The organism is Bradyrhizobium sp. Bra64, from assembly GCF_024519875.1.
GTDB lineage: Bacteria > Pseudomonadota > Alphaproteobacteria > Rhizobiales > Xanthobacteraceae > Bradyrhizobium > Bradyrhizobium japonicum_G.
Genome location: NZ_JALJRD010000001.1, coordinates 944,877 through 963,586 on the forward strand (window position 1 = coordinate 944,877; position 18,710 = coordinate 963,586).

The 18,710-nt window shown below is 64.1% G+C and carries 18 protein-coding genes; 11 read left to right on the forward strand and 7 right to left on the reverse strand.

From position 1 onward, the window contains the following. Positions 1-14 precede the first annotated feature (14 nt). A complete protein-coding gene (locus NR187_RS04580) occupies positions 15-527 on the forward strand; it encodes a flagellar biosynthesis protein FlgN (RefSeq protein ID WP_211387276.1) in 513 nt (170 codons plus the stop codon). Then, a complete protein-coding gene (locus tag NR187_RS04585; RefSeq protein ID WP_211387275.1) occupies positions 524-982 on the forward strand; it encodes a hypothetical protein in 459 nt (152 codons plus the stop codon). Before NR187_RS04580 ends, NR187_RS04585 begins: the two co-directional genes overlap by 4 nt. Before the next feature lie 132 nt (positions 983-1,114). Here the strand turns inward: NR187_RS04585 and NR187_RS04590 are convergent, their stop codons facing one another. Continuing rightward, a complete protein-coding gene (locus NR187_RS04590) occupies positions 1,115-1,885 on the reverse strand; it encodes a response regulator transcription factor (RefSeq protein ID WP_256805843.1) in 771 nt (256 codons plus the stop codon). A gap of 817 nt (positions 1,886-2,702) precedes the next feature. On the opposite strand from NR187_RS04590, the gene NR187_RS04595 reads away from it, so the two are divergent. Continuing rightward, complete coding sequence (locus NR187_RS04595) at positions 2,703-3,644, forward strand: hypothetical protein (RefSeq protein WP_256805844.1); 942 nt, start codon at positions 2,703-2,705, stop codon at positions 3,642-3,644. Between the two features lie 13 nt (positions 3,645-3,657). Here NR187_RS04595 and NR187_RS04600 read toward each other — a convergent pair whose 3' ends face one another. Next, positions 3,658-4,236 carry a MarR family winged helix-turn-helix transcriptional regulator gene (locus tag NR187_RS04600; protein ID WP_256805845.1) on the reverse strand — a complete coding sequence of 193 codons (579 nt, stop codon included), beginning with the start codon at positions 4,234-4,236 and terminating at the stop codon, positions 3,658-3,660. A 675-nt stretch (positions 4,237-4,911) separates the two neighbouring features. Between NR187_RS04600 and NR187_RS04605 the strand changes: the two genes are divergently transcribed. Further along, a complete protein-coding gene (locus NR187_RS04605) occupies positions 4,912-5,799 on the forward strand; it encodes a dienelactone hydrolase family protein (RefSeq protein ID WP_256805846.1) in 888 nt (295 codons plus the stop codon). Between the two features lie 109 nt (positions 5,800-5,908). On the opposite strand, the gene NR187_RS04610 is transcribed toward NR187_RS04605, so the two are convergent. Both NR187_RS04610 and NR187_RS04615 read right to left on the reverse strand, forming a co-directional pair. Then, positions 5,909-7,174 (reverse strand): serine hydrolase, encoded by a 1,266-nt coding sequence (locus NR187_RS04610; protein WP_256805847.1) that lies wholly within the window; start codon positions 7,172-7,174, stop codon positions 5,909-5,911. Positions 7,175-7,293: 119 nt separating this feature from the next. After that, on the reverse strand, positions 7,294-8,145 hold the full coding sequence (locus NR187_RS04615; RefSeq protein ID WP_211384228.1) for an SDR family oxidoreductase: 852 nt from the start codon (positions 8,143-8,145) through the stop codon (positions 7,294-7,296). A gap of 142 nt (positions 8,146-8,287) precedes the next feature. On the opposite strand from NR187_RS04615, the gene NR187_RS04620 reads away from it, so the two are divergent. Continuing rightward, positions 8,288-9,028, forward strand: a complete 741-nt coding sequence (locus NR187_RS04620) for an HAD family hydrolase (RefSeq protein WP_256805848.1) — start codon at positions 8,288-8,290, stop codon at positions 9,026-9,028. A gap of 55 nt (positions 9,029-9,083) precedes the next feature. Here the strand turns inward: NR187_RS04620 and NR187_RS04625 are convergent, their stop codons facing one another. Both NR187_RS04625 and NR187_RS04630 read right to left on the reverse strand, forming a co-directional pair. Then, positions 9,084-9,491 carry a nuclear transport factor 2 family protein gene (locus NR187_RS04625; protein ID WP_211384229.1) on the reverse strand — a complete coding sequence of 136 codons (408 nt, stop codon included), beginning with the start codon at positions 9,489-9,491 and terminating at the stop codon, positions 9,084-9,086. Between the two features lie 85 nt (positions 9,492-9,576). Further along, complete coding sequence (locus NR187_RS04630; protein ID WP_256805850.1) at positions 9,577-11,046, reverse strand: mannitol dehydrogenase family protein; 1,470 nt, start codon at positions 11,044-11,046, stop codon at positions 9,577-9,579. Between the two features lie 143 nt (positions 11,047-11,189). Here NR187_RS04630 and NR187_RS04635 point away from each other — a divergent pair, with 143 nt between their 5' ends. From NR187_RS04635 to uxuA, 6 genes are all read left to right on the forward strand, one after another. Beyond that, on the forward strand, positions 11,190-12,014 hold the full coding sequence (locus tag NR187_RS04635; RefSeq protein WP_256805851.1) for a FadR/GntR family transcriptional regulator: 825 nt from the start codon (positions 11,190-11,192) through the stop codon (positions 12,012-12,014). A gap of 88 nt (positions 12,015-12,102) precedes the next feature. Continuing rightward, on the forward strand, positions 12,103-13,062 hold the full coding sequence (locus tag NR187_RS04640) for a sialic acid TRAP transporter substrate-binding protein SiaP (RefSeq protein ID WP_211384795.1): 960 nt from the start codon (positions 12,103-12,105) through the stop codon (positions 13,060-13,062). A gap of 139 nt (positions 13,063-13,201) precedes the next feature. After that, entirely contained in the window at positions 13,202-13,780 is a 579-nt protein-coding gene (locus tag NR187_RS04645; RefSeq protein ID WP_211384232.1) for a TRAP transporter small permease, read from the forward strand. 4 nt (positions 13,781-13,784) lie between these two features. After that, positions 13,785-15,191: a TRAP transporter large permease gene (locus NR187_RS04650; RefSeq protein ID WP_256805852.1), complete on the forward strand. Its 1,407-nt coding sequence runs from the start codon at positions 13,785-13,787 to the stop codon at positions 15,189-15,191. After that, positions 15,188-16,237: an L-idonate 5-dehydrogenase gene (locus NR187_RS04655; RefSeq protein ID WP_211384234.1), complete on the forward strand. Its 1,050-nt coding sequence runs from the start codon at positions 15,188-15,190 to the stop codon at positions 16,235-16,237. Before NR187_RS04650 ends, NR187_RS04655 begins: the two co-directional genes overlap by 4 nt. A gap of 18 nt (positions 16,238-16,255) precedes the next feature. Further along, complete coding sequence (uxuA, locus tag NR187_RS04660; protein ID WP_256806205.1) at positions 16,256-17,443, forward strand: mannonate dehydratase; 1,188 nt, start codon at positions 16,256-16,258, stop codon at positions 17,441-17,443. Between the two features lie 169 nt (positions 17,444-17,612). On the opposite strand, the gene NR187_RS04665 is transcribed toward uxuA, so the two are convergent. Beyond that, on the reverse strand, positions 17,613-18,551 hold the full coding sequence (locus NR187_RS04665) for a LysR family transcriptional regulator (RefSeq protein ID WP_256805853.1): 939 nt from the start codon (positions 18,549-18,551) through the stop codon (positions 17,613-17,615). Positions 18,552-18,710: the final 159 nt, after the last annotated feature.

Consider the following 18,710-nt stretch of genomic DNA (forward strand, 5'->3'; position numbering starts at 1 on the left):
AGGGTGAATTTCCTATGCAGGCACAAGATGGCGCGGCGACCCTGGTGATGGAACAGCCGGTCGTGGAAACCGGGGCGATGACGACGGCAGCCGCGACGACCGACGTGCTGTTGCCCGTGCCGCTGCCGAATGGCGGCGGCGAGATCGTGAGCGACGGCGCGGACGCGGCGAGATCCGACGAGGTGCGCGGCCTGCTGGCCGCGATCCGCCGGCTCGAAAGCATCGTCGAGGAGGAGACCGCCGCGCTCTCGACGGGCAATAAGATCGATTTCGACGATTTCAGCGCCCGGAAGAGCCGGAGCATGCTGGAATTCGTCCGCTTGATGCGGGCACGAATGCATCTCGGCGGCGAGGTCGAGATCACCGAGGAGATCCAGCGGTTGCGCGAGAAGCTTGAACGGAATCGCGCCATCCTCGAGATGCATTACGACGCGGTACGCGAGGTTGCGGCCATCATCGTCAAGGCCATCAGGGACGCCGAATCGGACGGCACCTATACCGGTCGCGCAGCACAGGACGGAAAATGATCAGACTCGTGCTGGCCGGGCTCTGGGTATGCATCCTCACCGCGGGCACGAGCTATGCCGTGGCCTATTGGAAGGAAAACGGCAGCCTGCTGCCGGCGAAAGACGAATATCTCGAGGGGCTGCAGTACCAGAAGACGCGGGCGCTGAGCGTGCCGATGGTCGAGGGCGGCAACGTGCAGGGCTATATCGTCGCGCGCTTCGTCTACACCGTGGATGCGAGGACCTTGCACCAGCTCACCGTTCCGCCGGAGCCGTTCGTCGTCGATGAGGCCTTCCGCAGGATCTATGCCGACGACCGCCTCGACTTCAGAAAGCTCGCCCGTTACGATCTTTCCATCCTCACGACGGCCATCAAGCAGCGCGTTAATGAGCGGATGCAGGCGGAAATCGTCCAGGACGTCCTGGTCGAGGATTTCAACTACGTGTCGAAGGACGAATTCCAGCAGAAGCCCTGACGCACCAGCCGGCTCCGGAGCGTCGCGGGACCGTGCCTGCGTTCGCCGCTTCTATCGTTGAAACTACAACGGCCTCTGCGAAATTGGTTAGCAGAGGCCGTTGTCGGTTTCGAGGGTGTGCGCCCCGCCGGTTCAGTTTCCAGCCGGATACGCCGCCGGGGCGGCATGTGCCCGGTTCAGGAGAATGCCGACCTCGTCGAGCTCCTGCATCGGCACGTCAATGGTCTCGCCGGCCGGGATGTTGAGGCGGTATCCGACGTAGCGCCGGGCCACGATCGCGTCGAAGCCGAGGCGGTCACGAAGTTTCTTGCGCAGCTTGCTGACGTGACTCTCGATGACGCTCTCGTCGAAGGTCGACTCGAAGATGCCGTAGACCGCGTTGAAGATCTGCGTCTTGGTGATCCACTTGCCGTGGTTGCTGACCATATATTCGAGAATGCGCAGTTCGCGGCGGGGCAGGGTGAGGGCGTGGCCCGCGATCTCGGGGTCACGTCCGTTGAAGAAGACCTGGATCCTGGTCTCGCAGGGCCTCGGCAGTTCGCCCACGCGACGGCGCGCGATCGCGGCCGTTCGGGCGAGGATCTCGCGGAGATGAATCGGCACGTGCACGACGTCATCGACGCCCGATTCGAACAGCTCGAGCGTGTTCTTGAGCATCTTCTGGCCGCTCATGGCGATGATGGGCGCCGAAGAGCGCTTGCGCATCGCCCGCGGCAGGCTTCCACGGGCGTCGCAATCCCCGAGGAGGAACGCGTCCACCGCAGCCAGATCCGATTCACTCGCAGATTGCAGCCAGTCCCAGAATTCTCCGGAGGAGAAGCCGATCGACGATACACCTTCGCGAACGAGCCCTCCGACGTAGCTGTTCGCGACGCTCTCGCGATCATCAACGATAATATACATCAGTCTTTCGCCCCTGTTTCGCAACTGTTGCGGCCGGTTGTTTGTTGTGATGCCCCGGCTCGGCAACGATGCTGTTTGACGACATTCCTTCCCGCGAACCGTTATTATGGTTTCGATATTCGCGGGCAGCCCTACGCATTCAGTGCCTGCGTCTCGCAGGCCTGCTACTTCGACTCGATACTGAACGCTTACTGCGTGAGGCCCGGCGGGTGTCTTACGGATCACCCCGCGGAGCGGATTGAGAAAGCGACCTAGAACAGTTGCGCCAGGTTGCTCATCGCGTCCGAACGCTACTGCACTGTGTCGATCTCCTCGCCAACTGGCGAGAATCACTTGAGTAGGACCGTAACAATTGCCGATTTCCGATCAAGCGTGCGCAACAAAGCGATTGCTACACGTGCTTGATGCTGTTGGTTTGTTTCGGGTTGTTTCTTTGTATATCCAATCGCATCAGTTGATTTGGAATTCGAACTAGTTTTGCACCGTGGCGGTTCTAAAGTTCCGCATCCCCGTATGATTGCAGCTATTTTGGGTGGTCTTGCAGGTCATGCACATCGAGTGGTTCTCAACCCGGGATTGACTCTCGCCGTCGCGTTTCCATGTGCGACAATTCGACTCATTATGGCGAGATGACTCCAGTTTGGCGAAATCTTGGCGGGTGTGTGTCTTTCGAGTCGCACTCTCGCCACGTGTATGACTCGTCGGACTCATGTGACGTCGTCGCACGCGATGAAAAGTTTTCGATACGCACGTTTCGGGCAAGCTTCGGCAAATAACGTCATCGTCCGACAGATCGAACCGAACGGAGCATTCCCGCATGTTGTCCGATGGACAAGCTCGTCCCAACGCGACCGCTGATGTTTCCGCAGCGGCGAAGCCGGCTGCGGAGGTGCGCGATGTCAGGGACAATACGGCGCGAGCCCCCAAGCCCGCTGCGAATACCAAGCGTGTGTCGGCGGCAGCGAGTGACGAAACTCTGGCAAAAGAGGCGCTCGAGGGTCTGAAGCGTATTCGCGCCAAGGCGCGCCTCGACAAGATGGCGATACCGAAGCCCGCGCCGACCGTGATCAAGCCGGCAGTGATCGTGGCCAAGCCGCCGCCGCCGCGCCCGACATGGGTTGCGCCGCTCGCCACATTGGCGGTCGCTTCGATCCTGGTGGTCTGTGCCTGCACCGGCGTGATCGCCTATCTCACCACGCAGCCCGCCCAGAGCAGCGTCGCAGCCAATACGGAGATCAGGATTCTGCGCGAGACGGTGGCGCAGCTACGCAAGCAGGTGTCGGGCGTGTCCGAAAATCTCGACGGCCTGCGCACCGCGGTCGATCAATCAAGCAAGGCAACCAATGACCGTTTTGGCCGTTTCGCCGAGAACCTGGATCGCATAGAACGGGTGAGTTCGTCCTCGACGGTGAAGCTCGACAAGCTCGCCCTGGCCCAGGACCAGGCTCCGACGCCCGCCGCCTCGCAACCGCAACAGCCAGTGCCGATGATGGCTTCGGTCGCGGCACCCGAGATCACGGGATCGGTGCCTCCATCCGAGCGCGGGTCGGCACCGCGAAAGGCGGTCAAGGGCTGGTCGGTCCGCCAGGCCTATGAGGGAATTGCGATCCTGCAGGGCCCCAACGGCGTCATCGAGGCCGTGCTGGGACAGCAGGTGTCCGGCCTTGGCCGCATCGAGGAGATCAGAAGCGAGAACGGACGTCTGGTGGTGGAGTCCAGCGGGGGCGTCATCTATTCGTCACGAAAGGCGGCACCCTGATCGAAGGCCGCTTCTATTGACGGTGATGCTCGAAGCTGGTGCATAGCAGATCGACCTCCGCCTCCGCGATCGGCGCGCGAAACAGGCGGCAGCTGAACTCGACCGTCGTCTTGCTGTCCGTCGTGGTGCGGTCTTCGCGGAGGAAGATGCATCGCTTGCAAACGTCGGTGTGATGCCGCTGTTCTGCGGCGTCCGACTGATCCAGCACATGCCGGAACGTGTCGCGGAAGCGGATCTTTGCCTCGTCGTCGAGTACGTCGATCGCCTCGACGAGGACGTTGACGGGGTCGCGCACCAGGAACTTCTTGCCCTGCAGCGTGACGCTCAGCATCACCGAGCGCTTGTCCTTGGCCGAGCGCTTTCGCTCGACATAGCCGAGCCGCTCCAGCTCGCCGATGATGAACGAAGCAGTGCCGCGCGTGGTGCCGACGTAACTCGCGAGCGCCGACGGTGTTCGGGAAAATCGGTTGGCGCGGGACAGGAAACGCAGCGCCATCCACTCGCGGTCGCGCAACCCGTGCTTGGCGCCTTCGAACCACAGGATCCGCGCGGCCTGCTCCAACAGTTCAATCGATTCGCGAGCCAAGTTCATTTCAATTCCAGGTCGGATAAAGCTTTATTCAATTGAGCCTTTGGTAGCGCAATCTGGGTGGACGAGGATGAATCTCTCGGGCGATCCTTCCTCCGTTGCCGGAAGGCAGACCGCGCGCGGGAAGAGCCTTGGTTCTGCGGAGGGAACTTCCGGACGTGGAACTAGAGCTTCACAAAGAAAGTTCGAGTAAATCGCCTCGCTCAACTCTTCCGATAATTTCAGTCAAATGACCGCAGTTCGCGCGCGGATCTCCGATGGCTTGCGATGCGGGAGCAACATGATGTGTTGTTGCGGCTACGGCAGAGCTCATTTGTTGCCGCGACGTGCTTCGAATTGCGCGACGAGGCGCGTCGGCTGCAACTCCCGGCAGCGCAAGTCAGGACGAGGGAACCGCCATTTTCGGTTAATGGATGTTGCGCCGCAGCGCAGCCAGCCGGTTAAATCCGAAATACGATCGGGCCTGGGAATGCCAGCGTGCCGTCCGTGATCGAGCAAGCAAACCGTTCAGCATCTTGTTGCGACGAGCCTGATGCCCGAGGCCGCGCCGGTGAAACAGCGCCGCAAGCAGGCCTGATGGCGGCAGCGCTCGCAGGCTGGTGATTTGCGTTTGGCCGGCAACCAAGGGCGAATGCGCCGCCTGAAGGATCGGGGCCAGGCATCAGGAAGGACCGACCGATGAGTCTCGAAACCACCATCACATCCGACGTCGTCGGGCTGACGAAAGTCGCCCCGGTCTCGCGTCGCGGCTTCATGAGCGTCACCGCGGCTGTAGCCGCCGGCTACACGCTTGCGGCCGGGCCGGTCCGCGCCGAGGTGATCACGACAGACACCAACGGTCTCCAAACCGGCGATGCCAGGATCAAGGTCGGCTCCGAGGAGATGCCTGCATATTTTGCCCGCCCCGCCGGCAATACCAAGGCGCCGGTGATCATCGTGGCGATGGAGATCTTCGGCCTGCACGAATACATCAGGGACGTGACGCGGCGCCTCGCCAAGCTCGGCGCATTCGCGGTCGCGCCCGACTATTACTTCCGCAAGGGCGTCGATCTGACAAAGGTCACCGACATCAAGGACCTGCTGCCGGTCGTCAATGCCAAGCCGGACGCGGAGCTGCTGTCCGATCTCGACGCAACGGCGGCGTGGGCAGGATCACAAGGCGGCGATACCACGAAGCTCGGCATCATCGGCTTCTGCCGCGGCGGTCGCACGGTCTGGGAATATGCCGCCCACAGCGGCACGCTCAAGGCCGGCGTCGCGTTCTATGGTCCGCCGGTCGATGCGCCTAATCCGCTGTGGCCGAAGAGCCCGATGCAGCTCGCGCCCGAGATGAAGGCGCCGGTGCTCGGCCTCTATGGCGGCGCCGATACCGGCATTCCCGTCGCCCAGGTCGAGCAGCTCAAGGCCGCGCTCGAGCGGAACAAGAAGACGGCCGAATTCAAGATCTATCCGGAGGCGCCGCATGGCTTCCATGCCGACTACCGCGGCAGCTACCGCAAGGACGCGGTGGATGATGCCTGGAAGAAGGCGCAGACCTGGTTCAAGAAATACGGCGTGTTGAGCTGACGCTGAGGCATGATCCGGAAAAGTGCGCAGCGGCTTTCCGACAAGATCATGCTCAAACAATTCAGGAGGCGGCCCGAGCGGTCGCCCTTGCTATTTCAAGGCGCCGGTCTCACTTCACCATCGCGCCATAGACGATGTCCTGGACCTGCTCGCGGTAATATTTCCTGACTTCGCCAGGTGCCGCCGTTCCCACCACGACGACGAGACGCTCCTTGGGGTCGCAGAAGAACTGCGTCCCGTAGGCGCCATTCCAGGTGAACTCGCCGGGATTGCCGGGAACCGATGACAATCCCTCGCTGGTCCGGACCGCGACCGCGAGGCCAAAGCCGAAGCCGGCGCGATGCGGCTCGACATTCGCCACGTTGTTCTTGATCTCGGGACCGAGATGGTTGGTCGTCATGTGATGCACGGTCTTCGGGGAGAGGATGCGCTGGCCGTCGAGATCGCCGCCGTTGAGCAGCATCTGGCCGAAGCGGATGTAGTCGCCGACCGTCGCGAACGAGCAGGCGCCGCCGCAGTCGAACCTGGTCGGCGTATCCAGCAGCTTGATGGCCTGCGGCTTGCCGGTCAGCGGATCGTTGCCGAACGGGCGGGCGAGGCGCGGGCGCTGTATGTCGGTCGGATGAAAGGTCGCATCCTTCATGCCGAGGGGTTGCCACACGTTGGCGGCGAGATAGTCTCCGAGCTTCTGCTCGCTGACCTTCTCGACGACGGCGCCGAGCACGTCGATGGAGAAGCCGTATTCGAATTCGGTCGAGGGCTGATGCGCCAGCGGCAACTTCGTGATGCGGTCGATGAACGCCTGGGTGTCGCCTTCGATCGCCGGCGCGACGCCATCAGGATATTGCCGCGCCACCGGGCTAGATGAGTCTGGGCGGCCGCCATACATCAATCCGGACGTATGCCGGTAGAGATCGTGGATGAAGATCGGCGAGGCCTGCGACTCGAGCTTGAGCGAACCGTCGGCCTGGACGACGCCGACTTTCATGCCGGCAAAGCCGTGATAGTAGTCCGACAGCTTGGCCTGGAGCGGCAACTTGCCTTGTTCCATCAGTGTCAGGCCCGCGACCGCGGCCATCGGCTTGGTCATCGAGGCCAGCGCGAAGATCGCATCGACGGGCATTGGCGTGCGCTTGTCCGGATCGAGCATGCCGTAGGCCCTGTAGTGCACGAGCTTGCCGTCCCGCGCCACAGCCACGACCGCGCCGGGCACGCGCTTGGCGGCGATCTCGCGGGCGAAGAAATCGTCGAGGCGGGTGAGGCCCTGCTTTGAGAAGCCGGCATCGTCGGGATTGGCTTCGGGCAGCGGCGCGGCTTGCGCTGGACCGAACGTGATGACGGCAGCCGCCGCGATCATGGCGATCGTCTTCTTCATTGTTTCCTCCCAAGGCGAGCTCGTTATGCAGTGGCCCCGCTCAACGGGTAGATCAAGGCCGCGCTGGCGCGAAGTCAAGCGCGAGCACGGCATGTCTGGGGCGGCGGAGATGCCGACCCCTATCGTCCTTCCCCCGCGCGCCATAGCGCATCCAGGGCGTGGCGGTAGCTCGGATAAGCAAGCGTGACGCCGAGCTCGCGCTTCAGTCTGGCGTTGCAGACGCGGGCGCTGCTGGCATAGAAGCTGCGGGCCATCGCCGACATCTCGGCCGTCTCGAACGCCTCTTCGGGCGGCGGTGCAACATTCATCAGCTCCGCCGCGTAAGCAATCACGTCCTGCGGCGGCGCCGGCTCGTCGTCGCAGACATTCCAGGTGCCGCCGCCCGGGCGATGAATGGCGGCCATGATCGCGCTCGCGATGTCGTCGACATGGATGCGGTTGAAGACCTGTCCCGGCTTGATGATGCGCCGAGCTGTTCCAGCGCGCAACGTCACCAGCGCGTTGCGGCCGGGGCCGTAGATGCCGGCAAGCCGCAGGATCGCGACATTGCCGTGCGCCGCGTCCCTCCAGGCCTGCTCGGCAGCAAGGCGCAAGCGCGCGCGCTCGAGGCTCGCCTGCGGCGGCGTGCTCTCGTCGACCCACCCGCCGGCGTGATCACCATACACGCCGATCGTGGACAGATAGACGATCTTGCGGTGGCGGCCCGCCGCCAGCACGCCGGGAAAGGCCTTGATTGCGGGATCGCCGGTGCCGCCGGGCGGGATCGAGACGAGAAGGATATCGGCGTCGCGGATGCGTTCGACTGTCTCGCGTGCCGGACCGCCGCCGGAGAAGGCATGTGTCTCGATGCCGGCAAGGTCGTTTCGTGTTCCGGGATCGCGCACCGTGCCGGCGATATGCGTGAAGGTGCCGCCAAACCTGCGGACGAAATGCCGGGCGCTGTAGCCGAGGCCGAGGATGAAGAGCCGCATGCGTCTGCCGTTCTGGTCGGAGTTCCCGTTCGCGCGAGCTGCGCATCCTCGCTCATAAGAGATTTTTGGGTCCGGCAAAAGATATTGCGATTTGTTCCGCCCGCCAGTGCGGGCGATGCTTGCCTGTCACAGAGGGGACAGGATGAATGCGTCGATCACGCGGGCAGAATTCCCCGCTAGAGTGCCAAGGGACGCTGCGGAGCTGATCCGGAGCGCCGCCGCGCTGATCTTCGATGTCGACGGCACCTTGGCCGAGACCGAGGAGCTGCATCGGCAGGCCTTCAACCATGCCTTCACCCGCCATGGCCTCGACTGGCAGTGGGACCGTGCCGTCTACAAGGACCTGCTGCGGGTCACCGGCGGCAAGGAGCGCATCCGCGCCCACCACGAAAGGCTGCGGATCGCTGCGCCATTGTCGGACGAAGACATCGCTGCGCTCCATCGCGTCAAGACCGCACAATACGCCGAGCTGGTCGCGACCGGCTGCTGCCCCTTGCGGCCGGGCGTGACGGAACTCCTCGCTGCTGCAAAGGCGCGCGGCCAGCGGCTCGCGATCGCAACCACCACCTCGCACGGCAACATCGATGCGCTGCTGTCGCAGGCGCTGGGAACGCGCTGGGCGGCGGACTTCGACGCGATCGTGGCCGGCGATGACGTGCGCCAGAAGAAGCCGGCACCGGATGTCTATCTCGAAACGCTGGCCCGGCTGAACCTGGAGGCTTCCGACTGCGTCGCGATCGAGGACTCAGCCAACGGGCTGATCGCGGCCTCGCGCGCCGGCATTCCGGTCCTCATCACGCGGAGCATGTTCTTCAGCGACGATGATTTCGGCGATGCACGGTTCGTGCTGGATGATTTGTCGGAACTCGGGGCCGCCAAATGAAAAAGCAACAAAACAACCCCATGCACAGTAGAACGCGCCCGCGGGCCGGCCGCCTTCAGTGGACCCGGTGGCTCGCTCTATCGTCTTCGCCCTGCTCGACAATCTGCGCAATTGGGCTCGACTGATGATGCACAAGGCGCCAGCCGTCGCCGACGCGCCGAAAATGATTGGCGGCGGCCAAAGCGGTGCCGTCGACGATCTCGATGCAGAGCACGCGCGCGCTGTCGCCATCGACGATCGCCTGCGGTTCGGCGCAGACGATCTGCGGCCGCTCCGGATTTTGCAGGATGTCGCGCCAGCTTCCGATCACGGTGGCGCGGCCGATGATGGCCGGCCAGCCGGGGTGGATGCAGGAAATGGCGTCATCGTCCGCCCACATCCGCTCCATGCCGTCGAAGTCGCCCTTTGAAAAGGCGGCGTAGAAGGCCGCGTTCGCGGCGATGACCTTGCTGTCCTTTGCCATGCCTTTCGGGTGGGGCAACGACAGGCAAAAATCAAGCGCGACTTCCGTCGGTTTTGACCGCAGTGCAGCATTGCTCGCTTTGTAGTCACGCCGAGATGAGCATCGCCACCGCGCGCCGCGCGCCGTTCTTGTAAAGCCGGTCGAGCGCCGCGGTCACGGCCTCGCGCAGGCGCGGCTCGGCGGCCAGCGGTCCGAACACCTTCTCGACCCCAAGCAGCGCGGGCGCGAGCCGTTCGGCGACGGACCCCGCCTCGCGTGCCAGCGCCGCGAGCTCGCCGGCAAGCGGATCGCGCACGTCGATCGCGCGGCCCTGCTCGTCGAGGGCTGTGACGTAGCGCATCCAGCCGGCCACCGCGAGCGCATGCGTTGCGATCGGAAGGTTTCTGGCGAGACGGTCCTGCATCGCGCCGAGCAGGCGCTGCGGCAGCTTTTGCGAGCCGTCCATCGCAATCTGCCAGGTGCGGTGATGCAGGGCAGGATTGGCGAAGCGCTCGAGCAGCGAGGCACGATAGGCGGCAAGGTCGGTGCCGACAGGCATCGTCAGCGTCACCGCGGCCTCTTCCATCACCTGTTCGGCGAGACGGGCGAAATGCGGATCCAGCATCGTGTCGGCGATGGTCTCATAGCCCGCGAGATAGCCGAGATAGGCCAGCGCCGAGTGGCTGGCGTTGAGCAGCCGCAGCTTCATCAGCTCGAACGGCTTGACGTCGGTGACGAGCTCGACACCCGCGGCGGCAAGATCAGGCCGTCCCGCTGTAAAACGGTCCTCTACCACCCATTGCGTGAAGGGCTCGGTCATGACGGGCCATGCATCGCGCATGCCGAGCGCGGTCGAGACCATATCGCGGTCGGCATCATTCGTCTCCGGCACGATGCGATCGACCATGGTCGACGGGAAGGCGGCGCTATCAGCGATCCACTTGCCGAGATCCTTCGAGCGCAGTGTCGCGAACTGCGTCACGATCCGCTGCACGGTATGGCCGTTGGCGGCAAGGTTGTCGCAGCACAGCACGGTGAAGGGCGCGAGTCCCTGCGCCCGCCGCCGCGCCAGCGCAGCCACGATGAAGCCGGGTGCCGAGCGCGGCGCGTCGAAATTGTTGAGATCGTGCACGACATCGGGATGGCGCTCGTCGAGATCGCCGGTCTGCGGCGTGTGGCAATAACCCTTCTCGGTGACGGTGAGCGAGACGATGCGGATGGCGGGATCGGCCATCCGCTCGACCAGCGCTGCCGGCTTCTCGCGCGCGACCATGCTGTCGAGCAGCGCGCCGATCACGCGGTGCCCGGTGCCTTCGGCGGCACGCACGGCGACAGTGTAAAGATGGTCCTGCGGGGCGAGGGCGTCGCGCGTATCCGGGCTACGCAGGCTCGCGCCGACGATGCCCCAGGCGTTGCTGCCTGCGGCAAGACAATCGTCGATGACGACCGCCTGATGGGCGCGATGGAAAGCCCCAAGGCCGAGATGCACGATGCCGGGCGTAACGCGCGAACGGTCATAGGCCGGGCGGCGGATAGCCTGCGGCAACCGCTCGAGATTGGCGCTGCCAAGGCGCATGGACGTCTCCCTTTGCTTTGGCCGCTGCTTGACATGGCGCCCGTCCTCGGTCAATGCTCCGGTCAATTGGTAAGACCAATTTTCCAAAATTGGCGGGCCGCCGGGGGAAGCCTCCCCTGCGAGACCTTTTAGGGAGGACCAGCGTGCCGCTGGAAGCTGTGGAGGCGAGACGGCTTTATCGCCAGGTCGCCGATCAATTGCGAAGCCTGATCGACAGCGGCGAGTACGCGGTCGGCAGCCGCTTGCCGACCGAGCGCGAACTCGCCGAGCAGCTCAAGATCTCGCGGCCGACCGTGCGCGAAGCCCTGATCGCGCTCGAGGTCGAAGGCCGCCTCCGCATCCGCGTCGGCTCCGGCATCTATGTGATCGAACCGGCGGCCGTTGCGGCGCCCGCAACCGCCGCAGTGATCGAGGGGCCGTTCGAGCTGCTGCGCGCCCGCGAATTCCTGGAAAGCGCGATCGCCGAACAGGCCGCGCGCGTGGCGACGAAGGACGACATCGCGCGGATCGACGCTTCCGTTCTAGCGATGGAGAATGTCGAGCATCCCGGCGAAGCCTCGATGGTCCACGACCGTGCCTTCCACGTCGCGATCGCCGGAAGCCTCGGCAATGCGGTTCTCGTGCGCGTGGTCGGCGAACTGTTCGACCAGCGCCTCAATCCCTATTTCGCGCAGCTTGCGCATTATTTCGAGAGCCCAGGCACGTGGCGCACGGCGCTCGACGAGCATCGCGCCGTGCGTGACGCCATTGCGGCACACGATCCGCAAGCTGCCCGCGATGCCATGCGCGATCATCTGGCGCGCTCCCAGGAACGCTTTGCGCAGAATTTCGGCGCCGAGACCGCGGCAGGATCGTCTGCCGGGCGAGGCCGGGCGGCGCGATCTGCACCAACGCCGGCGGGATCAAAACGAGCGCCGAAGAAGCGGGCCAAAAAGCAAGCCAAGAGCGGCAGCGCGCGACAGCGATGAGATTGGGCGGCCCGTCTCGGTTTTGGGCGGGCGAACAAGAAGCAGACTTTAGTCAGTGGAGGATAAGTCAGTGTTGAAGAAAATGACGATGGTGCTGGCGACTTCGGTCGCGGCGATGTTCGCGACGACCCATGCCGGCATGGCGCAGACCAAGCTGAAATGGGCGCATGTCTACGAGACCTCGGAACCGTTCCACACCGCTTCGGTCTGGGCCGCGCAGGAAATCGGCAAGCGCACCAACGGGCGCTACCAGATCGACGTCTATCCGGCATCCCAGCTCGGCAAGGAAGCCGACATCAACCAGGGCCTCTCGCTCGGCTCGGTCGACATCATCATTTCCGGCTCGAGCTTCGCGGCCAAGAGCTTTCCGCCGATCGGCGTGACCTACTATCCCTACACCTTCCGCGACGCCGACCATCTCCTCGCCTACACCAAGAGCGACATCTTCAAGGAGCTCGCCAAGGGCTATGAGGACAAGAGCGGCCACCACATCGTCGCCGTGACCTATTACGGCGTGCGCCAGACCTCGTCGAACAAGCCGATCAAGACCTGTGCCGACCTCAAGGGCCTGAAGATGCGCGTGCCCGACGTTCCGGCCTATCTGGCGATGCCGCGTGCCTGCGGCGCCAACACCGCGCCGATCGCGTTTGCCGAAGTCTATCTTGCGCTCCAGAACGGCACCGTCGAGGCGCAGGAGAATCCGCTGACCACGATCGAGGCCAAGAAGTTCTACGAGGTGCAGAAGCACATCGTGCTCACCGGCCACATCGTCGACCACCTCAATACGGTGGTGGCGGGCGCGCTCTGGAAGAAGCTGAGCGACGAGGACAAGAAGATCTTCACGGACGTGGCGCAGGAGGCTGCCGCCAAGGCGACCGCGGAAATCAAGCAGAACGAAGCCAAGCTGGTCGCCTTCTTCAAGGAGAAGGGCCTGACCGTGACCGAGGTCGACAAGAACGAGTTCCGCGACGCCGTGCTGAAGAACGTCGCGTTCGAGACCTTTGGCTATCGCAAGGCGGATTGGGAGCGAATCCAGGCGGTGAAGTAGCGACCTTGTCGTCATTCCGGGGCGGTCCGCAGGACCGAACTACGGTGCGCAATAGCGCACCTGAGAATCTCGAAGTTCCGGGTCCGGTGCTAGCGCACCAACCCGGAACGACGCGTTGCAGGTTTTGAGGAGCATCCCCATGTCCACCGCCGAAACGCACCGGCAGATCACCGCGGACGAGATCGCCCATACCTTCGAGGAGGAGGCGGCGCCGAAGGTCGATCTCGGCATCTACGCTTTCGAGGACTGGGTGGCGCTGGCGATCTTCTGGGTGATGGCGCTCGCCGTCTTCCTGCAGTTCTTCACGCGCTACGTGCTCAACGACAGCTACGCCTGGACCGAGGAGATCGCGACCTACTGCCTGATCGGCGTGGTCTTCATCGGCTCCTCGATGTGCGTGCGGCTGTCACGGCACATCCAGGTCGATCTGATCTATCGCTATCTGCCGCATCTACCGGCGCGCGCGCTGTCGACCGTCATCGACCTGATCCGGATCGCATTCTTCGGCTACGCCATCAAGCTGGTCTGGGTCTACATCCAGATCATCGGCGATGAATCGATGACCACGATCAATCTTCCCAAGGACTACGTCTACTACGCGGTGCTGCTCGGCTTCGTGCTGATGTTCGTGCGCTCCGTGCAGGTGGCGGTGCAACATCTGCGACAGGGCTACTCGATCCTCGAACGTCCCGGCGCCTACGACGGTTTTGAAGGATAAAGTCATGCTGCTGTTGCTTGGAGGCTTCCTCATCCTGATGCTGCTCGGCGTACCCGTGGCGATCGCCATGGCCTCGTCGTCGCTGCTCTACATCCTCGTCAGCGGGGTGACGCCCGACGTCACGCTGGCGCAGCGCATGATTGCCGGCGTCGAGAGCTTTCCGTTGCTCGCTGTGCCGTTCTTCATCCTGGCCGGCAACCTCATGAACATCGCCGGCGTGACCGGCCGCATCTACAAATTCGCGGTCGCGCTGGTCGGCTGGATGCGCGGCGGCCTCGGTCACGTCAACATCATCGGCTCGGTGATCTTCTCCGGCATGTCCGGCACCGCGATCGCGGACGCCGCCGGTCTCGGCACCATCGAGATCAAGGCGATGAAGGACCACGGCTACACCATCGAGTTCTCGGTCGGCGTCACCGCGGCCTCCGCGACGCTCGGTCCGATCATCCCGCCGTCACTGCCTTTCGTGATCTACGGCATGATGGCGAACGTCTCGATCGGTGCGCTGTTTTTGGGCGGCGTCATTCCCGGCGTCGTCCTGACCCTGCTGATGATGGCGACCGTCACTTATTTCGCCCACAAGAACAAATGGGGCAGCGACACCCCGTTCTCCTGGCCGCAGCTCGGCTCGGCCGGCCTCGAGATCGCCATCGTCCTGGCTTTCCCGCTTGCGATCTGGCTGATGGTGGTTGCCGGCATGTCGACCAACATGGCGGTCGTCATCGGCCTCGGCGTGCTGCTCGCGATCGACTGGTACTTCGACTTCTCCGCGGTGATGGCGCTGATGGCGCCGGTGATCCTGATCGGCGGCATGACGCTCGGCTGGTTCACGCCGACGGAGGCCGCGGTCGCCGCCGTGATTTGGTCGCTGTTCCTCGGCCTCATCCGCTACCGCACCATGACGCTGAAGACGGTGGCCAAGGCGACCTTCGACACCATCGAGACCACGGCCTCGGTGCTGTTCATCGTCACGGCAGCCTCGATCTTCGCGTGGCTGCTCACGGTGTCGCAGGCGGCCCAATTGCTGTCGGACTGGATGCTCAGCATCACCCACAACAAATGGGTGTTCCTGGCGCTTGCCAACGTCCTGATCCTGTTCGTCGGCTGCTTCATCGACACCACGGCGGCGATCACCATCCTGGTGCCGATCCTGCTGCCGATCGTGCTCAAGCTTGGCATCGATCCGATCCATTTCGGCCTGATCATGACGCTGAACCTGATGATCGGCCTGCTGCATCCGCCGCTCGGGATGGTGCTGTTCGTGCTCGCCCGCGTGGCAAAGCTCTCGGTCGAGCGCACCACGGTCGCGATCCTGCCCTGGCTGGTGCCGCTGATGCTCGCGCTGATCGCGATCACCTACATCCCCGAACTGACCCTCTGGCTGCCTAAATACATGGGACTCTCCAAATGACCTCCACGGCTCTCGCCGCTACCCTGTTCGGGCCCGAAGACCTGCGCATGATCGAGCATCCGCTCGACAAGCTCGCAGGCGGCATGGTGCGTATCCGCTTCGGCGCCGGCGGCATCTGCGGCTCGGACATGCATTACTTCCGTCATGCCCGGACCGGTGATTTCGTGGTGAAGTCGCCGCTGGTGCTGGGCCATGAGATCTCTGGCGAGGTCGTGGAGATATCCGGCTCCGCCGCCAATTTGAAGGTCGGCGACCGCGTTGCCGTCAATCCGTCGCGCTGGTGCGGCCATTGCGTCGCCTGCCGCGAAGGCCGGCCGAACCTCTGCGAGAACATCTACTTCATGGGTTCGGCCTCGAAGACGCCGCACATGCAGGGGGGCTTTGCCAATTATTTCGACGCGATCCCGGCCCAGTGCGTGAAGATCCCGGATCATGTGTCCTATCAGGCCGCGGCGCTCGCCGAGCCGCTTGCGGTCTGTCTGCACGCGGTCGCGCGTGCCGGCAACATCGAGGGCAAGCGCGGCATCATCTTCGGTGCCGGTCCGATCGGGCTTCTGACCATGCTGGCTGCGCACCGCGCCGGCATGACTGACATCACGGTCGCCGACATCGCGCCGGCGCCGCTGGCCTTTGCTAGCCGGCTCGGCGCCTCTCATGTCGAGAACGTCGCAAGCGGCGAGGAGGGCCTCAAGGCGCAGGCTGCTTCGCGGCCCTATGACGTCGCTTTCGAGGTCTCGGGCACGGCCGCGGGCCTTGCCAGCGCCATCGGCATCATCCGGCGTGGCGGCATCGTGGTGCAGATCGGCAATCTGCCGGGCGGCCAGATTCCGGTGCCGGCCAACGCGGTGATGGCGAAGGAAATCGACCTGCGTGGCTCATTCCGCTTCGGCTTCGAATTCTTGAACGCGGTGGAACTGATCGGAGCCGGCAGCGTCGACGTGCTGTCGCTGGTCACCGCCGAGCGGCCGCTGTCGACCGCGCCCGACGCGCTGCGGCTGGCGCTCGACCGCTCGCAGAGCGTCAAGGTGGTGCTGACGGCGAACTGACCCGGGAGAATTTCGATGATGCTAGAGGGATGGCGCTGGTACGGGCCCGATGATCCCGTGTCGCTCGACGATGTTAGGCAGGCCGGTGCGACCGATATCGTCTCGGCGCTGCATCAGGTGCCGATCGGGGAGGCCTGGACGCGCAAGGCGGTCGAGGAGCGCAAGAATTTCATTGAGCGCGGCCAGCCCGGCCGCTCGCAACTGACCTGGTCGGTGGTGGAATCGATTCCGATCCCCGACGACGTCAAGCGTCTCGGGGGCAAGGCTACAAAGTCGATCGAGGCGTGGATCGCGAGCCTTGAAGCCGTGGCGGCCTCCGGCATCAAGATCATCTGCTACAATTTCATGCCGGTGGTCGACTGGTGCCGCACCGATCTGGAATGGGAGCTGCCGAACGGCGCCCGCGCCATGCGTTTCGACCAGGATCGCTTTGCCGCGTTCGAGCTGCACATCCTGAAGCGTCCCGCGGCACTCGAGGAATACTCGCCCGAGCAGCAGGCGCGCGCGAAAAAGCTGTTCGACGGGATGAACGAGGTCGACATCGACTATCTCGTCATGGTCATCGCCAGCGCGCTGCCGGGCTCGACCACCGAGCCGATGACGATCCCGCAGTTCCGCGACCGGCTTGAAACGTATCGCGACATCACGCCAAAAATCCTGCGGCAGCATCTCGCCGAATTCCTCGCGCGCGTTGCGCCGGTCGCCGAGCAACTCGGCGTCTCGCTGACGCTGCACCCGGACGATCCGCCGCGCCCGCTGTTCGGCCTGCCGCGCGTCGCCTCCAGCGCCGACGACTATCGGGCGCTGTTCGACGCCGTGCCGTCCAAGGCCAACGGCATCTGCCTGTGCACCGGCTCGCTCGGCGTGCGCGCCGAGAACAACCTGCCTGCCATGGCCGAGCGCTTCGGCCCGCGCATTGCCTTTGCGCATCTGCGCGCGACCAAGCGCGAGGCGGATGGCCTGTCGTTCTACGAGTCCGATCATCTGGACGGTGACGTCGACATGGTCGCAGTGCTCAAGGCACTGCTGAAGGAGAACGCGCGGCGTTCGCCCGACAAGCGGATCGTGTTCCGGCCCGACCACGGCCACCGCATGCTCGACGACCTCGCCGCCACCAAGCGCACCAATCCCGGCTACACCGCGATCGGCCGCCTCCGCGGCCTCGCCGAGCTGCGCGGTGCGATCCGCGCAATCGAACATCGGTAGGGACGGCGCTCTATCCACCCGTCATTGCGAGCGCAGCGAAGCAATCCAGAATCCCTCCGCGGAAAGACTCTGGGTTGCTTCCGCCTTCGCCAAGGCTTCGGCGGACAAGTCGCTGCGCTCGCAGTGACGTGGAGGGAGAGGTGCCCCACTCCAAACACCTCCCGCTCGCTCAATAGCACGCCGCCATCGCACCGAGTTTCGGATGGAGCCGGTCGATCGCGGCGATCTCGCTTTGCATCTGCGCGGTGATCCAGTCGCGGATTTCGGCGGCGATGGGGCGCATCGGCCGGTTGCGCGGCGGCAGGAACTCGCAGATGCGCCGCGTGGTGGTGAGCGCGTTGGATGCCGGCACCAGCGCGCCGGTCAACAGCCAATGCGAGGCAACCGTCAGCCAGCCGAGCGCGATGCCCTGGCCGAGCAGGGCGGCCTGCACCACGACGGCATAATCGGTAAAGCTCAGCGCCTTGGCCGCGCCACGCCGCCGGGTGAGGAACGATGAATAATCCGCCGCCCAGTCGCCGGGCGTGTCGGCAAGGCGGATGATGGTGTTGCCCTCGGCAGGCCCGGTCTCGCCGAGATAGGCAGGGCTGCACACCGGCAGCATCACCTCTTTCATCACCAATGTGCCGCCCGAAGACGGTTCTTCGCGATCGCGGAAGCGCATGCCGAGATCGACATTCTCCACCGGTCCGCGCAGCGCGCCCGAGATGAGCTGGAAGCGCAGATCGACCTGCGGAAACTGTTTCTGAAGCTTGTCGATCCGCGGCATCAGCCAATGCGTGGTGAAGGCGGAGGAGACCGAGAGCGTCACCGTCTCGGTGCCCTTGCGGCGGCGCTCGATCTCGATCAGCCCGGTTTCGATGCTGCGAAAACCGTCGAGCACGCGCCGATAGAGCAACTCGCCTTCCTCGGTGAGCACCGCGCGTCCCGCTTTGCGGTCGAACAGGCGTACGCCAAGATGATCCTCGAACTGGCCGAGCATGCGGCTCACCGCCGGTTGCGTGACGTTCAATTCAGCCGCAGCGGCCGTGAAGCTGCCGTTGCGCGCTGCTGCGTCGAAGACGAACAGAGCGTTACTTGAGGGCAGCATCCGGCGCAGCTCGGGCATAACGCCATGTTATGAGCCTGGTAAGAATTTGGCAATTGCCGAGTTCTGCCAAGTCTGGTGTCATTGGCATGACAGCATAAAGACAGGGTCTTGGAGCAAAGATTGGTTGCAGCGCACGCTGCGATCCGGATTGCTCCGAATCCCTGTCTATAAAGCAGG

Bases quoted from the DNA above. Each gene is read 5' to 3' on its own strand.
- NR187_RS04595 (WP_256805844.1), top strand. From the start codon at position 2,703: ATGTTGTCCGATGGACAAGCTCGTCCCAACGCGACCGCTGATGTTTCC.
- uxuA (WP_256806205.1), top strand. From the start codon at position 16,256: ATGCTAGAGGGATGGCGCTGGTACGGGCCCGATGATCCCGTGTCGCTC.
- NR187_RS04630 (WP_256805850.1), bottom strand. From the start codon at position 11,046: ATGCGCCTTGGCAGCGCCAATCTCGAGCGGTTGCCGCAGGCTATCCGC.
- NR187_RS04640 (WP_211384795.1), top strand. From the start codon at position 12,103: ATGGTGCTGGCGACTTCGGTCGCGGCGATGTTCGCGACGACCCATGCC.
- NR187_RS04625 (WP_211384229.1), bottom strand. From the start codon at position 9,491: ATGGCAAAGGACAGCAAGGTCATCGCCGCGAACGCGGCCTTCTACGCC.
- NR187_RS04580 (WP_211387276.1), top strand. From the start codon at position 15: ATGCAGGCACAAGATGGCGCGGCGACCCTGGTGATGGAACAGCCGGTC.
- NR187_RS04620 (WP_256805848.1), top strand. From the start codon at position 8,288: ATGAATGCGTCGATCACGCGGGCAGAATTCCCCGCTAGAGTGCCAAGG.
- NR187_RS04665 (WP_256805853.1), bottom strand. From the start codon at position 18,551: ATGCCCGAGCTGCGCCGGATGCTGCCCTCAAGTAACGCTCTGTTCGTC.
- NR187_RS04585 (WP_211387275.1), top strand. From the start codon at position 524: ATGATCAGACTCGTGCTGGCCGGGCTCTGGGTATGCATCCTCACCGCG.
- NR187_RS04615 (WP_211384228.1), bottom strand. From the start codon at position 8,145: ATGCGGCTCTTCATCCTCGGCCTCGGCTACAGCGCCCGGCATTTCGTC.
- NR187_RS04590 (WP_256805843.1), bottom strand. From the start codon at position 1,885: ATGTATATTATCGTTGATGATCGCGAGAGCGTCGCGAACAGCTACGTC.
- NR187_RS04650 (WP_256805852.1), top strand. From the start codon at position 13,785: ATGCTGCTGTTGCTTGGAGGCTTCCTCATCCTGATGCTGCTCGGCGTA.
- NR187_RS04600 (WP_256805845.1), bottom strand. From the start codon at position 4,236: ATGAACTTGGCTCGCGAATCGATTGAACTGTTGGAGCAGGCCGCGCGG.
- NR187_RS04645 (WP_211384232.1), top strand. From the start codon at position 13,202: ATGTCCACCGCCGAAACGCACCGGCAGATCACCGCGGACGAGATCGCC.
- NR187_RS04655 (WP_211384234.1), top strand. From the start codon at position 15,188: ATGACCTCCACGGCTCTCGCCGCTACCCTGTTCGGGCCCGAAGACCTG.
- NR187_RS04605 (WP_256805846.1), top strand. From the start codon at position 4,912: ATGAGTCTCGAAACCACCATCACATCCGACGTCGTCGGGCTGACGAAA.
- NR187_RS04610 (WP_256805847.1), bottom strand. From the start codon at position 7,174: ATGAAGAAGACGATCGCCATGATCGCGGCGGCTGCCGTCATCACGTTC.